The 13,826-nt window shown below is 65.4% G+C and carries 12 protein-coding genes; 2 read left to right on the top strand and 10 right to left on the bottom strand.

Going from position 1 to position 13,826, the window contains the following annotated elements; all coding sequences use genetic code 11:
* Window positions 1–24 precede the first annotated feature (24 nt).
* The 5 genes from ACQ5BL_RS13445 to hutU form a co-directional block, all read right to left on the bottom strand.
* Entirely contained in the window at window positions 25–840 is an 816-nt protein-coding gene (locus ACQ5BL_RS13445) for a quaternary amine ABC transporter ATP-binding protein (RefSeq protein ID WP_243804176.1), read from the bottom strand.
* Entirely contained in the window at window positions 837–1,691 is an 855-nt protein-coding gene (locus ACQ5BL_RS13440) for an ABC transporter permease (RefSeq protein WP_045215843.1), read from the bottom strand. The genes ACQ5BL_RS13445 and ACQ5BL_RS13440 overlap by 4 nt, the downstream gene beginning before the upstream one ends.
* 65 nt (window positions 1,692–1,756) lie before the next feature.
* A complete protein-coding gene (locus ACQ5BL_RS13435; protein WP_430293181.1) occupies window positions 1,757–2,665 on the bottom strand; it encodes an ABC transporter substrate-binding protein in 909 nt (302 codons plus the stop codon).
* Window positions 2,666–2,809: 144 nt separating this feature from the next.
* The gene (locus ACQ5BL_RS13430) at window positions 2,810–4,222 is read right to left on the bottom strand and encodes a purine-cytosine permease family protein (RefSeq protein WP_243804172.1); all 1,413 of its coding nucleotides are present in this window, start codon (window positions 4,220–4,222) and stop codon (window positions 2,810–2,812) included.
* A 118-nt stretch (window positions 4,223–4,340) separates the two neighbouring features.
* Window positions 4,341–6,008, bottom strand: a complete 1,668-nt coding sequence (gene hutU / locus ACQ5BL_RS13425; RefSeq protein WP_243804170.1) for a urocanate hydratase — start codon at window positions 6,006–6,008, stop codon at window positions 4,341–4,343.
* Window positions 6,009–6,620: 612 nt separating this feature from the next.
* On the opposite strand from hutU, the gene hutH reads away from it, so the two are divergent.
* Window positions 6,621–8,150, top strand: a complete 1,530-nt coding sequence (gene hutH, locus ACQ5BL_RS13420) for a histidine ammonia-lyase (protein ID WP_243804168.1) — start codon at window positions 6,621–6,623, stop codon at window positions 8,148–8,150.
* 159 nt (window positions 8,151–8,309) lie between these two features.
* Here the strand turns inward: hutH and ACQ5BL_RS13415 are convergent, their stop codons facing one another.
* Both ACQ5BL_RS13415 and hutC read right to left on the bottom strand, forming a co-directional pair.
* The gene (locus tag ACQ5BL_RS13415; protein WP_243804166.1) at window positions 8,310–8,900 is read right to left on the bottom strand and encodes a HutD/Ves family protein; all 591 of its coding nucleotides are present in this window, start codon (window positions 8,898–8,900) and stop codon (window positions 8,310–8,312) included.
* Window positions 8,897–9,607, bottom strand: coding sequence for a histidine utilization repressor (gene hutC, locus ACQ5BL_RS13410; RefSeq protein WP_243804668.1), 711 nt, complete (start codon window positions 9,605–9,607; stop codon window positions 8,897–8,899). Before hutC ends, ACQ5BL_RS13415 begins: the two co-directional genes overlap by 4 nt.
* A 232-nt stretch (window positions 9,608–9,839) precedes the next feature.
* On the opposite strand from hutC, the gene ACQ5BL_RS13405 reads away from it, so the two are divergent.
* Window positions 9,840–11,204, top strand: coding sequence for a formimidoylglutamate deiminase (locus ACQ5BL_RS13405; protein ID WP_243804164.1), 1,365 nt, complete (start codon window positions 9,840–9,842; stop codon window positions 11,202–11,204).
* 667 nt (window positions 11,205–11,871) lie between these two features.
* Here the strand turns inward: ACQ5BL_RS13405 and bamE are convergent.
* From bamE to ACQ5BL_RS13390, 3 genes are all read right to left on the bottom strand, one after another.
* Complete coding sequence (gene bamE / locus ACQ5BL_RS13400; RefSeq protein WP_243804161.1) at window positions 11,872–12,126, bottom strand: outer membrane protein assembly factor BamE domain-containing protein; 255 nt, start codon at window positions 12,124–12,126, stop codon at window positions 11,872–11,874.
* Between the two features lie 72 nt (window positions 12,127–12,198).
* On the bottom strand, window positions 12,199–12,804 hold the full coding sequence (locus ACQ5BL_RS13395; RefSeq protein WP_243804159.1) for a DUF924 family protein: 606 nt from the start codon (window positions 12,802–12,804) through the stop codon (window positions 12,199–12,201).
* A complete protein-coding gene (locus ACQ5BL_RS13390; protein ID WP_243804157.1) occupies window positions 12,804–13,817 on the bottom strand; it encodes a class 1 fructose-bisphosphatase in 1,014 nt (337 codons plus the stop codon). Before ACQ5BL_RS13390 ends, ACQ5BL_RS13395 begins: the two co-directional genes overlap by 1 nt.
* Between the last annotated feature and the right edge of the window lie 9 nt (window positions 13,818–13,826).

The raw sequence follows: 13,826 nt of genomic DNA, 5'->3' as shown, positions 1-13,826 counted from the left end.
CCCCTTCCCCGCCGGCGAATGGTGTTACAGCGCGGCCACGCGGCGCTGGACGAAGCGGTCGACGTACTCGTCGGCAGGCTTGTGCAGGATATCGGCGGGCGCGCCCACCTGGATCAGCTGGCCGTCCTTGAGGATGGCGATGCGGTTGCCGATGCGCACGGCTTCATCGAGGTCGTGGGTGATGAAGACGATGGTCTTGTGCAGGGTCTTCTGCAGCTCCAGCAACTGGTCCTGCATGTCCGCGCGGATCAGCGGGTCGAGGGCGCTGAAGGCTTCGTCCATGAGGATGATGTCGGTGTCCGCGGCCAGTGCGCGGGCCAGGCCGACGCGCTGGCGCATGCCGCCGGAGAGCTGGTGCGGGTAGGACTTCTCGTAGCCCTTCAGGCCCACGGTGGCGATCCAGTGCAGCGCGCGCTCCTGGCACAGGGCCTTGCTCTCGCCGCGGATCTTCAGGCCGTAAGCGACGTTGTCGAGCACGCTCTTGTGCGGCAGCAGGCCGAAGCTCTGGAACACCATGCTGATCTTGCGTCGGCGGAAGTTCTCCAGCGCGGCCGAGTCATAGGCGAGTACGTCCTCGCCATCCACCAGGATCTGCCCGCTGGTGGGGTCGATCAGACGGTTGAAGTGGCGCACCAGGGTCGACTTGCCGGAGCCGGACAGGCCCATGATGACGAAGATTTCCCCGGCCTCGATGGACAGCGAGAGGTCGTTGACACCAACCACGCACTCGGTGGCGGCCAGCACCTCGGCCTTGCTCTTGCCCTGGCGGATCATCGCCAGGGCGGTGTCGGCCTTGGCGCCGAAGATCTTGTAGACGTTCTTGACCTGGATCTTGCTCATTTGCTGGCCTCATGGTGGCGCGAGCGGCCGTAAGCCTGGGTGATGCGGTCGATGACCACGGCGAGGATGACAATGGCCAGGCCTGCTTCCAGGCCCTTGCCGACGTTGAGGGTCTGGATGCCCACCAGCACGTCCTCACCCAGGCCACGGGCACCGATCATCGAGGCGATGACGACCATCGACAGGGCCATCATGGTGGTCTGGTTGATGCCGGCCATGATGCTCGGCAGCGCCAGCGGCAGCTGCACGCCGAACAGTTGCTGGCGACGGTTGGCGCCGAAGGCGGTGATGGCTTCCATCACCTCGCGGTCGACCTGGCGGATGCCCAGGTCGGTCAGGCGGATCAGCGGCGGAGCGGCGTAGATCACGGTGGCGAAGATCGCCGGCACCTTGCCCAGGCCGAACAGCATCAGCACCGGGATCAGGTACACGAAGCTGGGCATGGTCTGCATGATATCCAGCATCGGCAGCAGCACGGCGCGGAAGCGGTCGCTGCGCGCGGCGACGATGCCCAGCGGGATGCCGATCAGCACCGAGATGATGGTGGCGACCATCATCAGCGCGAGGGTCTGCATCAGCTTGTCCCACAGGCCCACGGCGCCCACCAGGAACAGCAGCCCGACGATGACCACGGTCGGCAGGATGCGCCGGGTGGCGTGCCAGGCGATACCGGCGACGATGGCCAGCATCAGCCACCAGGGAGTGGCCCGCAGCACGCTCTCCAGGTTGACGATGGCCCACAGCAGGGTGTCGGAGATGTGGCGGAACACGTCGCCGTAGTTGGTGACCAGGGCATCGACCCAACCGTTGACCCAGTCGGCGATGGAGAAAGTGAAGCGTTCGGGAAACATGGCACGTACTCGTCAGGAGTGGGCATCACCGGAAGGAGCCATTGCTCCTTCCGGGTTCGGCGGCGTCAGAGCGCAGCCTGGACCTTCTTCGCAGCGTCCTCGCTGACCCAGGTGGTCCACACTTCCGGGTGCTCCTTGAGGAAGGCCTTGGCCAGCTGCTCGGAGGTGAGCTTTTCCTTGGCCATCTTCGCCAGGTTCTGGTTCAGCAGGTCGATGGGCAGGTTGACCTTCTCCAGCACGGCCACCAATTCCGGGGCCTGGTCGTGGAAGGTCTTGGACAGGCCGACCTGGATCTTCACGTCCTTGTTCACGCCCGGCTCATCCAGCTTCACCAGGTCGGCCTGGCCCATCAGCGGCGTCGGCGACCAGTAATAGAAGAGAATAGGCTCCTTGCGCTTGTAGCTCGACAGCACAGCGGCATCCAGGGCCGGGCCGGTGCCGGGGCGGAAGTTGGTGTACTTGTCCTCGAGGCCGTACTTCTTCAGCATCTCGGAGTTTTCCAGCTCGCAGGTCCAGCCGGCCGGGCAGTTGTAGAAGCGGCCCTTGCCCGGCTCTTCCGGATCGCGGAACAGTTCGGCGTACTGGCCCAGGTCGGTGACGGATTTCAGCTTCGGCGCCTTGGCTTCGATGTTGCGCGCCTTGTCGCCCTCGATCACGAAGCGCGGCACGTACCAGCCTTCGGTGGCGCCGACGATGGGCGCGCCCACGCCGACCACCTTGTTGGCAGCGGCGGCCTTGTTCCAGGCGTCGCTGCGGCCGACCCACTCTTCACTGAAGATCTGGATGTCGTTGTTCGCCAGCGCCTGCTCCATGGTGATGGAATTGCCCGGCAGGCTGTCGGTGTCACAGCCATAGCCGTTCTTCAGGATGATCTGCATGAGGTCGGTGAGCAGCATGCCGCTCTCCCAGTTCAACCCTGCGAATTTCACCGGCTTGCCGCTCTCGCACCAGCCAGCGGCCTGCGCCGAAGCCATGGTGCCGCCCAGCAGTCCGGCGGAAAGGAACAGGCCCAGCAGCGTCTTCTTGGTGTTGTTCATCTGATGCTCCTAAACGTGAATGAGGTTGGGGCAGTGCAAGGGCCGCGCCTGCTTGTGGCCGCGCGGCCGGGCCGGGTCTGTTCAGGTGCGGGCCGGCAGGATCAGCCGGTCCGGTACTGCCCGCGTGACGCGCCGGGCGACCAGGTAATAGAGAACGGCCGGAACCACGAGGCCGATGATCCAGGAGATATCCACGCCACCCAGGGCATCCACCAGCGGACCGGTGTAGAACTTGGTGGAAATGAACGGCAGCTGTACCAGCACACCGATCACATAGACGCTGATGCCGGGGATGTTCCAGCGACCATAGCGGCCATCGGGATCGGCCAGCGCCGGCACGTCGTAGTGCTCGCGGGTGATGCAGTAGTAGTCCACCAGGTTGACCGCACTCCACGGGGTGAAGAAGGCCAGCAGGAAGAGGATGAAGGACTTGAACGCGCCGAGGAACGAATGCTGGCCGAGCAGCGCGATCAGGGTCGCGGCACCGACGATCAGCAGGACGAACACCAGACGCTGCAGGCGGCTCACTTCCAGGTGACCGCGGAAGCCGCTGATCACCGTGGCGATGCACATGAAGCTGCCGTAGGAGTTCAGCGTCGAGATGGTGATCTTGCCGAAGGCGATGCTGAAGTAGAGCAGCGCGGCGATGGCGCCACTGCCGCTCAGGCCGACGATGTAGGCCACTTCATGGCCGGCGAACTGGCCGTTGGCCCCGGCCGCGGCGAACACGCCGAAGATCATCGCCACCTGCGCGCCGATCACCGAACCTGCACCCACGGCGAGGAAGGTCTTCAGCGAGGAGGTGCTGCTGGGCAGGTAGCGCGAGTAGTCGGCCACGTAGGGGCCGAAGGCGATCTGCCAGGACGCGGCCAGGGACACCGCGAGCAGGAAGCTGCTCCAGCTGAAGTGGCGGATCTGCAGCAGCGCGCCGACGTCGCTCTGGCTCATCAGCCGGCTGAACAGGTAGACGAAGGCGATCACCCCGATGACGCTGGCGATGCGGCCGATGACGTGGATCACCCGGTAGCCGAGCACGGTCACCAGCACGATGACGCTGGCGAACATCAGGATGCCGACGCTGTCGCTGACGCCGAACAACTGGCCCAGCGCCTGGCCGGACAGCACCGTGCCGGTGGCGGTGAAGCCCAGGTACATCAGGCACACCAGCACGATCGGGATGGCCGCGCCGTAGACGCCGAACTGCACGCGGCTTGAGATCATCTGCGGCAGGCCGAGCTTCGGCCCTTGCGCCGCGTGCAGCGCCATCACGCCGCCGCCGAGCAGTTGGCCGATGAGCAGGCCGATCAGCGACCAGAACACGTCGCCGCCCAGCACCACGGCCAGGGCGCCGGTGACGATGGCGGTGATCTGCAGGTTGGCGCCCAGCCACAGGGTGAACTGGCTGTAGAGCTTGCCGTGGCGCTCGGCCTCGGGGATGTAGTTGATCGAACGGACTTCGATCAGGGGTTTGGAGCTGTCACTGGCCTGGGACATCGTTATTGTTCTCCCGAAGGGAATTCTTTTCTGTCGATGTACTGCATCTTTACGGACCGGGCCGCCGCACCACGCCGTGCGGCGGCCCTCTCCCTGGTCCTGGTGGGTTTCCCGCCGTTTACTTGCCGGTGATCATCGGCAGGTTCAGGCCCTGCTCCTTGGCGCAGTCGATGGCGATCTGGTAGCCGGCGTCGGCATGGCGCATCACGCCGGTGCCTGGGTCGTTGGTCAGGACGCGGGCGATGCGCGCCGCCGCTTCATCAGTGCCGTCGCAGACGATCACCATGCCCGAGTGCTGGGAGAAGCCCATGCCCACGCCGCCGCCGTGGTGCAGCGACACCCAGGTGGCGCCGCTGGCAGTGTTCAGCAGGGCGTTGAGCAGCGGCCAGTCGGACACGGCGTCGGAGCCGTCGCGCATGGCTTCGGTCTCGCGGTTCGGGCTGGACACCGAGCCGGAGTCGAGGTGGTCGCGGCCGATCACGATCGGCGCTTTCAGCTCGCCGCTGCGGACCATCTCGTTGAACGCCAGGCCAAGCTTGGCACGCTGACCCAGGCCGACCCAGCAGATGCGTGCCGGCAGGCCCTGGAAGCTGATGCGTTCTTTGGCCATGTCCAGCCAGCGGTGCAGGTGGGCGTCATCGGGGATGAGCTCCTTCACCTTGGCGTCGGTCTTGTAGATGTCCTCGGCGTCGCCCGACAGCGCGGCCCAGCGGAACGGACCAACACCACGGCAGAACAGCGGGCGAATGTAGGCCGGGACGAAGCCGGGGAAATCGAAGGCGTTGTCCACGCCCTCTTCCTTGGCCATCTGGCGGATGTTGTTGCCGTAGTCGAAAGTCGGGATGCCCTGCTTCTGGAATTCCAGCATGGCGTTGACGTGCACGGCCATGGACTGCTTGGCGGCTTTCACCACGGCAGCCGGCTCGGTCTGCGCGCGGTCGCGGTACTCTTCCCAGGTCCAACCGGCCGGCAGGTAGCCGTTGAGCGGGTCGTGGGCGGAAGTCTGGTCGGTGACCATGTCCGGGCGCACGCCGCGCTTGAGCAGTTCCGGGAGGATTTCCGCGGCGTTGCCCAGCAGGGCGATGGAGATGGCCTTGCCTTCGGCGGTGTACTTCGCGATGCGCGCCAGGGCGTCGTCGAGGTCCTTGGCCTGCTCGTCGACGTAGCGGCTGGCCAGGCGGAAGTCGATGCGGCTCTGCTGGCACTCGATGTTCAGCGAGCAGGCGCCGGCCAGGGTCGCGGCCAGCGGCTGGGCGCCGCCCATGCCGCCCAGGCCGGCGGTGAGGACCCAGCGGCCCTTGAGGTTGCCGTCGTAGTGCTGGCGGCCGGCCTCGACGAAGGTTTCGTAGGTGCCCTGGACGATGCCTTGGCTGCCGATGTAGATCCACGAGCCTGCGGTCATCTGGCCGTACATGGCCAGCCCCTTGGCATCCAGTTCGTTGAAGTGTTCCCAGTTGGCCCAGTGCGGCACCAGGTTGGAGTTGGCGATCAGCACGCGCGGGGCGTTGGCGTGGGTCTTGAAGACGCCGACCGGCTTGCCGGACTGCACCAGCAGGGTTTCGTCGTCATTCAGCTCCTTCAGGGTCTCGACGATCTTGTCGTAGCACTCCCAGTTGCGCGCAGCGCGACCGATCCCGCCGTACACCACCAGCTCCTTCGGGTTCTCGGCGACTTCCGGATCGAGGTTGTTCATCAGCATGCGCAGCGGCGCTTCGGTCAGCCAGCTCTTGGCATTCAGTTGGGTGCCGCGCGGGGCACGGATTTCGACGTCGCGGAACTTGGTCACGGGAGACTCCTTCGATAGCTCGGTTTCGGGAAGCTCGGGGGCGCAGCTTCGGGCGGTTCGTTCGAAGGTTCCGAGCTGTCAGGCGAATCACTCAGAACCATCATGTCTATGCTTGTATGTACAAGTATAAGCAAACGAAAGGCCAACCTCGCTCTTACAGAATCTAAGAGCGCCAAATTTAGTTTCAACCAATTGATTAATAAGAATTTATTTTCTATGCCCTGTCAGGTCGCAATGATCTGACAGACGTTTCGGAATGACCGCACACGCACCAGAAAGGCGCCCATCCGCACCCTTTCGTAGCATTCGGTAACACCACCCGTTACGAAGGGACGCAGGTTGTATAGACAAGCAACTCACAGTGACTCCATGTGCCAGTGATTTACTTCAACGCAACATCGATCCTGCTGATCGCCTCCACCCGTCATGGCGCTACCGTCGCGACCGCCGGACTGGAAATGCCCCGGCCGGTGACATTCACTTGCCTGGAGAACGGCCGCACGCCGCACCGACCGACGCCGGCGCAAGTCCGACACCATGGCACGGCGATTGCTATACCTGTATATACAGGATACGACCACAGTAACACTTCACCGATTTCAGGAAGCTGACATGTCCGAAACCCTGCTCCTGACGCCCGGCCAGTTCGACCTCGACCAGCTGCGCGCCATCTATCAACACCAACCCGCCCTGCAGCTCGCCAATGAGTGCCGCGAGACCATACTGCGCAGTGCCCAGACGGTCAGCCAGATCATCGCCGACCAGCGCACCGTCTATGGCATCAATACCGGCTTCGGCCTGCTCGCCCGCACCTCGATCCCCGAGGACCAGTTGGCGACCCTGCAGCGCAACCTGATCCTCTCCCACTGCACCGGCACCGGCCCCCTGCTGGACGACGCCAGCGTGGCACTGATCATGGCGCTGAAGATCGGTTCCCTGGCGCGCGGTTTCTCCGGTGTCGGCCTGCCGGTGATCGAGACGCTGCTCAAGCTTTACCAGGCGCGGGTCTACCCCTGCATTCCGTCCCAGGGCTCGGTGGGCGCCTCGGGCGACCTGGCGCCGCTGGCGCACCTGTCCTCGGCGCTGATCGGCGTCGGCCAGGTCCGCCACGAAGGCCGCATCCTCGACGCTGCGGAGGGTCTGGCCCTTGCAGGCGCCACACCCCTGACCCTGGGTCCGAAGGAGGGCCTGGCGCTGATCAATGGCACCCAGGTCTCCACCGCACTGGCGCTGCGCGGGCTGTTCGCGGCGGAAAAGCTGTTCATTTCGGCAGTAGTCGCCGGCAGCCTGACCGTGGAAGCGCTGAAGGGCTCGTTCGTGCCATTCGACGCGCGCATCCAGGCCGTGCGCGGCCAGCCGGGGCAGATTGCGGTCGCCGCGCTGTACCGCGAACTGCTGCATGACAGCCCGATCAACCAGTCGCATATCGACTGCAAGCGCGTGCAGGACCCGTACTCCCTGCGCTGCCAGCCGCAGGTGATGGGCGCCTGCCTCGACCACCTGCGTTTCGCCGCCGGGGTATTCCTGCGCGAGGCCAACGCCGTCTCCGATAACCCGCTGGTATTCAGCGCCGACGGCGACGTGCTCTCCGGCGGCAACTTCCACGCCGAGCCGGTGGCCATGGCCTCCGATGTGCTGGCCCTGGCAATCTCGGAAATCGGTGCGCTGTCCGAGCGCCGTATCGCCCAGCTGGTTGACCCGGCGATGTCCGGCCTGCCGGCGTTCCTGGTCAAGGAAGGCGGCCTGAATTCCGGCTTCATGATCGCCCAGGTCACCTCGGCGGCGCTGGCCTCGGAGAACAAGACCTGGGCGCACCCGGCCTCGGTGGACAGCCTGCCGACCTCAGCCAACCAGGAAGACCACGTCTCCATGGCTACCTTCGCCGCCCGCCGACTGCTGGACATGGCCGGCAACAGCGCCGGGGTGGTCGCCATCGAACTGCTGGCCGCCGCGCAAGGCGTGGACTTCCACGCGCCATTGCAAAGCTCCCCGCAATTGCAGGAGGTACGCACGCTGATCCGCAGCCAGGTGCCGCACTACGAGCAGGACCGCTACTTCGCCCCGGACATCGCCGCCGCGCGGGCGTGGGTGGAGGATGGGGTAATGAGCCGCTGGATCGATTATTCGCGGCTGTACGGCTGACGAGATGTTCGATGGCGTTTTACGCCGTCGCGGGCATGGCCCGCTCCTACAATGGCAGAGCCCGCTACTCCCCCTGTAGGGGCGGGCCACGCCCGCGAACAGCGCCTGCAAGGCGCTTTTCACACAAACAGAAAGGGCGCCTCCCGGCGCCCTTTCTGTTCAGCGTGCTTCGAGTTCGATCACGCAGATATCCGCACTGCCCACCACCTTCAACCGCCACTCGCGCAACGCACCGTCGCCCTCGGCGATCAGCGTGTCATGCAGGCCCAGCACACCGCTGGCTACGCCGTTCTGGCTGACATGGATGCCCTCGCCCGCACTGAACAGCAGCACGGTCGAAGCGCTGCTGAAGAAGTGCGCCGCGCCATCGAGCTTCAGCCATTGCAGCCGCGCTTGGTAGCAAGTGGGCGAATAGATCAGGTTGAAGTCGCGAATCGCACCGCCCAGCAAGGTGCAATCCACTGCACTGGCGCCGTCGAAGGCGAAGGCATTGAGGGCGCGCAGATCACGGGAATCGACACCATCCACCTTCAGGCGCATGCCCTCGCCTTCCAGCACGCTGATCACACGCTGGTAGCCGGTGAACGCGGAGAACGGCCCCGGCGCGCCCACGTCGGCGATGGACACGCGCCAGCCGAAACCCTCCATCCCGTTGCCAGCATCGCGGACGATCTCGCGGGTAGTGCCCGCGCCGTTCTTCCAGGGCATCGCCGGATAGTCTGCGGCGCGCAAAAGCTTCACGTCGGTCATGAACTGAAACGTCCTTCCAGGCGGTAGCGCGACCCCGGATAGAGCAGGCGCGCGCTGGTCACGGTATTGCGTCCCGACCAGGTGCGCCGGCGAATCAGCAGGCACGGCTCGTGGCGGTCGACGGACAGCAGCTTGCATTCCTCGGGGGTGGGCAGCACCGCCTCGACCACGTGCTCACCCTCGCTCAGCGGAGCGACCTGGGTGAGGTAGGCGAACGGCGTCTGCCCGGTGAAATCCTGCTTCAGGTAATCCGGCGCCACGGCCGCGTTGACGTAGCGGTCCTCGATCTGCACCGGGATATCGTTCTCGTAGTGCACGATCACCGAGTGGAAGATGCGCTGGCCTTCGCGCACGTCCAGCGCCAGAGCGCGCTCGGCACTGGCCAGTTCCTCCACCAGGCTGATTACCACCAGATGGTGCTTGTGGCCGCGGGCAGTGATTTCCTCGGCGATGTTCTGCACCTGGAACAGCGCCGACTGACCCTTGGGTTCGGCGACGAAAGTACCTACGCCCTGCATGCGTACCAGCAGGCCGTCGTTGGTCAGCTCTCGTAGCGCGCGGTTGATGGTCATGCGACTGACACTCAGCTCGGCCACCAGCTCGGCTTCCGACGGCACGCGGTGATGCGGCGGCCAGGCGCCGGACTGGATCTGCTGGATGATCATCTGCTTGACCCGGGCGTACAGCGGAGCGGGAATTTCCCCCATCTGCGCGGCGAGCGACGAACCCTCGGCGGGCGAGGTAGGCGTGGGCGATGCGGGCACGGGAAACTCCTTGTCGTGGCGACAGTGCGGTGCGACTGCGGTCTGACTCCGGCATGTACCGGATTCGACTCGTGCAGACAAGTCTTCACGACCGTCGGGCTGTCGCGCAGTTTACGGTTTCGGCAAACGTCTGTATATGTATATACAAATTCCAAGAAACCTGCGAGGCCCGCGCATGTCCGTCCTGTTCGCCGAATCCGCCCTGCTGCCCGCCGGCTGGGCGCGCAATGTCCGCTTCGAGATCGATGCCGACGGCCTGCTCACCGCGATCACCCCGGATGCCAGCGCGGACGGCGCCGAGCGCCTGCGCGGCCCGGTGCTGGCCGGCATGCCGAACCTCCACTCGCACGCCTTCCAGCGCGCCATGGCGGGCCTGGCGGAAGTCGCCGGCAACCCCAACGACAGCTTCTGGACCTGGCGCGACCTGATGTACCGCCTGGTCGGCCGCCTGAAGCCCGAGCAGGTCGGGGTCATCGCCCGCCAACTCTACATCGAGATGCTCAAGGCCGGTTACACCGGCGTTGCCGAATTCCACTACGTGCACCACGACGCCGACGGCAAGCCCTACGCCAACCCGGCGGAACTGGCCCTGCGCGTCAGCCAGGCGGCGGCGGACGCCGGCATCGGCCTGACCCTGCTGCCGGTGCTCTACTCCCACGCCGGCTTCGGCGGCCAGGCGCCGAGCGAAGGCCAGCGCCGCTTCATCAACAGCACCGAAAGCTATCTGAAGCTGATCGACGGCCTGCGCGTACACCTGGCGACCCAGCCGCAGCAAAGCGTCGGCCTGTGCTTCCACTCCCTGCGCGCGGTCACCCCGCAGCAGATCGCCGAGGTGCTCGGTTCCGATTCCACCGGCTGCCCGGTGCACATCCACATCGCCGAACAGCAGAAGGAAGTCGACGACTGCCTGGCCTGGAGCGGCCGTCGTCCGTTGCAGTGGCTGTACGAGAACGTCGAGGTGAACGAGCGCTGGTGCCTGGTCCACGCCACCCATGCCGAGGCCGACGAAGTGACCTCCATGGCGCGCAGCGGCGCCGTGGCCGGCCTGTGCCTGACCACCGAGGCGAACCTGGGCGACGGCATCTTCCCGGCGGTGGACTACCTCGCCCAGGGCGGCCGCTACGGCATCGGCTCGGACAGCCACGTGTCCCTGAGCGTGGTCGAGGAACTGCGCTGGATGGAATACGGCCAGCGCCTGCGCGACCAGCGCCGCAACCGCCTGTATGGCGCCAACCAGCCGATGGTCGGCCGCACCCTGTTCGACGGCGCCCTCGCCGGCGGCGCCCAGGCCCTCGGCCAGCCCACCGGCGCATTGGCCGTCGGCAAGCGCGCCGACCTGCTGGTGCTCGATGGCAGCGATCCCTTCCTGCAGACCGCCAGCGGCGACGCGATCCTCAACCGCTGGCTGTTCGCCGGCGGCGACCGCCAGGTGCGCGACGTGATGGTCGCCGGCCAGTGGCGGGTGCGCGATGGCAGGCACGCGCTGGAAGAGCAGAGTGCGCGGGAGTTCACCGATGTGCTGCACGAGCTGCTGAACTGACGGATGCCCGCTACCTGCGAAAAACAAAACGCCCTTCGGGGCGTTTTTTTCGTCAGCGGCCGGGGTTCATGCGCCGGCATTGCCGGCGGATCGCGGACGGAGTCCGCTCCTACGTGGGCGCAATAGTCCGTGTTTACCTGTAACAGTAAATTCGTTCGCGATGGATTTCGCGGACAAGGGCTAGGCGCCCCCGTCTCTCCTACAAGAGCGCAGCTCCGCTCTGGCTCTCTAAGACTTCCAGAGAAATCTCCGCGCACTCCGAGCCGCCCCTTCAGGAGGCCGAGTGGAATCGGAGTTTCAGGGGTTGAGCGGCATGGATGCCGCGAGAGCGTCGTTGGGCCATGGATGGCCCGTCGACGCGTGCCCCTGAAACTCCGATGGAGCGAGGGAACCCCGGCGTAGCCGGGGCCGGATGATGGGGCAAGACCTTTTGGTTCCTTTTGTGTCGTTTGACAAAAGGGACTCGCCCGAGGGGGCGAAACAAGATCTCTCAGCACACGCCGAAGCGGCGCAGGAACACCCACAGCCAGAGCGGCGATAACAAGAGCACCCCAGGCATGGCACTGCGATCACCTTGCAACACCCAATAAAAAACGCCCCTCAGGGCGTTTTTCATTGGAATGCGCAGGCACGGCCGCATCCGACCCTGGCGCCAGCTCCCGCCGGCTTACTTCAGGCCCTGGGCGGAGAACAGCAGCACCTTGTCACCGGCGTACTGGATGCTGATGAAGGCCTTCTCATCACCCCAGGTGCAGCTGGAAACGCCCAACGCGCCGGAGCATTCGGTCGGCTTGCCAAGCAGGCTCTCGACCTCGGCCTTGGTCATGCCGGTTTTGATCTTGGAATAGTTTTCCTGGTTGATCTTGCTGCAGGCAGCCAGGACGACACAGAACGCGACGAGCGCAAGGCGGCGGAAGGACATCGACAACTCCATTGTTTGGGGGCGTGCCAACAATCTTGGCACAGGGCGACCGGATCGGCCGCCGTGTTGGAGTCAGAAACGTGAGCCGGGTTCCGTAAGGAAATGCGTTTCCTCGGCGCTGCATGGGCGCCCGAGAATGGCGTTGCGATGGGGGAAGCGGCCGAAGCGGGCAATCACCGCCTGGTGTTTGCGCGCATAGGCCAGATAGCCGGCGAACAGGACCTTTTCGGCGGCGCTGGATTCGGCCTGGAGTTCTTCATACCGGCGCACCGCCTCGTCCTGGCTGGCCAGGTCCTCGGCGTGCTCCAGCACGATATAGACGAACACCCGCTCGATGCGCTGCAACTGGCGATCCAGGCCGGCTTCCAGCCCCTGGCGCACCAGTCGCTGGGCGCGGGCGTCACCGGCATAGGCGCGCGGACTGTCGCGGAAGATCATCCGTGGCAGCTGGTCGAGCAGCAGGATCAGCGCCAGCCAACCCTGCGGCTCCCCGGCCCAGTCCTGCAGGCCGCCGTCCAGGGCCTGGCGCACCAGACCGCCGAAACGGTTCTCGGAATCCAGGTCCTGGCAGGCGCTCTTGCCGAACCACAGCGCACTGCGCTGCTCGGCCACCTCGACGGCGTCCAGCGCGCTGCCGAACCACCAGTCCAGCAGCGGCTGCCAGGGCGCAGCAGCCATCAGCCTTCCTTGTGGTAGGCGGTGGCGCGCTCGACTTCTTCCTTGGAGCCCAGGAACACCGCAACGCGCTGGTGCAGGTTCTCCGGCTGGATGTCGAGGATGCGCTGGTAACCGTTGGTGGCGGCGCCGCCGGCCTGCTCGATGATGAAGGACATCGGGTTGGCTTCGTACATCAGGCGCAGCTTGCCGGGCTTCTCCGGCTCGCGGGAGTCACGCGGGTACATGAACACGCCGCCGCGGGTCAGGATGCGGTGCACGTCGGCCACCATGGAGGCGATCCAGCGCATGTTGTAGTTCTTGCCCAGCGGGCCTTCCTTGCCGGCCAGCAGCTCGCTGACGTAACGCTTCACCGGGGCTTCCCAGTGGCGCTCGTTGGACATGTTGATGGCGAACTCGGCGGTGCTGGTCGGAACGGTGATGTTCTCGTGGGTCAGCACGAAGCTGCCCAGCTCGCGGTCCAGGGTGAAGCCCTTGACGCCGTTGCCCAGGGTCAGGATCAGCATGGTCTGCGGGCCGTAGATGGCGTAGCCGGCGGCGACCTGGGTGGTACCCGGCTGGAGGAAGGCTTCCTCGCGCAGGCTGTCGTTCTGGCTCAGGTATTCATGCGGGCAGCGCAGCACGGAGAAGATGGTGCCGACCGAGACGTTGACGTCGATGTTGGAGGAGCCGTCCAGCGGATCGAAGACCAGCAGGTAGGCACCCTTCGGGTACTTGCCGGGGATCTGGTAGGGATGGTCCATTTCCTCGGAGGCCATGCCGGCCAGGTTGCCGGCCCACTCGTTGGCTTCCAGCAGGATTTCGTTGGAAATCACGTCCAGCTTCTTCTGCACTTCGCCCTGCACGTTCTCGGTGCCCATGCTGCCCAGTACGCCGCCGAGGGCGCCCTTGGACACGGCATGGCTGATTTCCTTGCAGGCGCGCGCCACCACCTCGACGAGGAAGCGCAGGTCGGCCGGGGTGTTGTGACTGCGGGTCTGCTCGATCAGATAGCGGCTCAGGGTAACGCGGGACATGAAAGGCTC

The organism is Pseudomonas sp. B1-22 (assembly GCF_050474425.1).
Classification (GTDB): domain Bacteria; phylum Pseudomonadota; class Gammaproteobacteria; order Pseudomonadales; family Pseudomonadaceae; genus Pseudomonas.
The sequence above is the reverse complement of the archived record's forward strand: the minus strand, read 5'-3'. Positions and strand labels throughout refer to the sequence as shown.

Excerpts from the sequence above, each read along its gene's own strand:
- ACQ5BL_RS13390 (WP_243804157.1), bottom strand. The coding sequence starts at position 13,817 with ATGTCCCGCGTTACCCTGAGCCGCTATCTGATCGAGCAGACCCGCAGT.
- ACQ5BL_RS13395 (WP_243804159.1), bottom strand. The coding sequence starts at position 12,804 with ATGGCTGCTGCGCCCTGGCAGCCGCTGCTGGACTGGTGGTTCGGCAGC.
- ACQ5BL_RS13445 (WP_243804176.1), bottom strand. The coding sequence starts at position 840 with ATGAGCAAGATCCAGGTCAAGAACGTCTACAAGATCTTCGGCGCCAAG.
- ACQ5BL_RS13415 (WP_243804166.1), bottom strand. The coding sequence starts at position 8,900 with ATGACCGACGTGAAGCTTTTGCGCGCCGCAGACTATCCGGCGATGCCC.
- hutH (WP_243804168.1), top strand. The coding sequence starts at position 6,621 with ATGTCCGAAACCCTGCTCCTGACGCCCGGCCAGTTCGACCTCGACCAG.
- ACQ5BL_RS13430 (WP_243804172.1), bottom strand. The coding sequence starts at position 4,222 with ATGTCCCAGGCCAGTGACAGCTCCAAACCCCTGATCGAAGTCCGTTCG.
- bamE (WP_243804161.1), bottom strand. The coding sequence starts at position 12,126 with ATGTCCTTCCGCCGCCTTGCGCTCGTCGCGTTCTGTGTCGTCCTGGCT.
- ACQ5BL_RS13440 (WP_045215843.1), bottom strand. The coding sequence starts at position 1,691 with ATGTTTCCCGAACGCTTCACTTTCTCCATCGCCGACTGGGTCAACGGT.
- ACQ5BL_RS13435 (WP_430293181.1), bottom strand. The coding sequence starts at position 2,665 with ATGGCTTCGGCGCAGGCCGCTGGCTGGTGCGAGAGCGGCAAGCCGGTG.
- hutC (WP_243804668.1), bottom strand. The coding sequence starts at position 9,607 with ATGGGGGAAATTCCCGCTCCGCTGTACGCCCGGGTCAAGCAGATGATC.
- ACQ5BL_RS13405 (WP_243804164.1), top strand. The coding sequence starts at position 9,840 with ATGTCCGTCCTGTTCGCCGAATCCGCCCTGCTGCCCGCCGGCTGGGCG.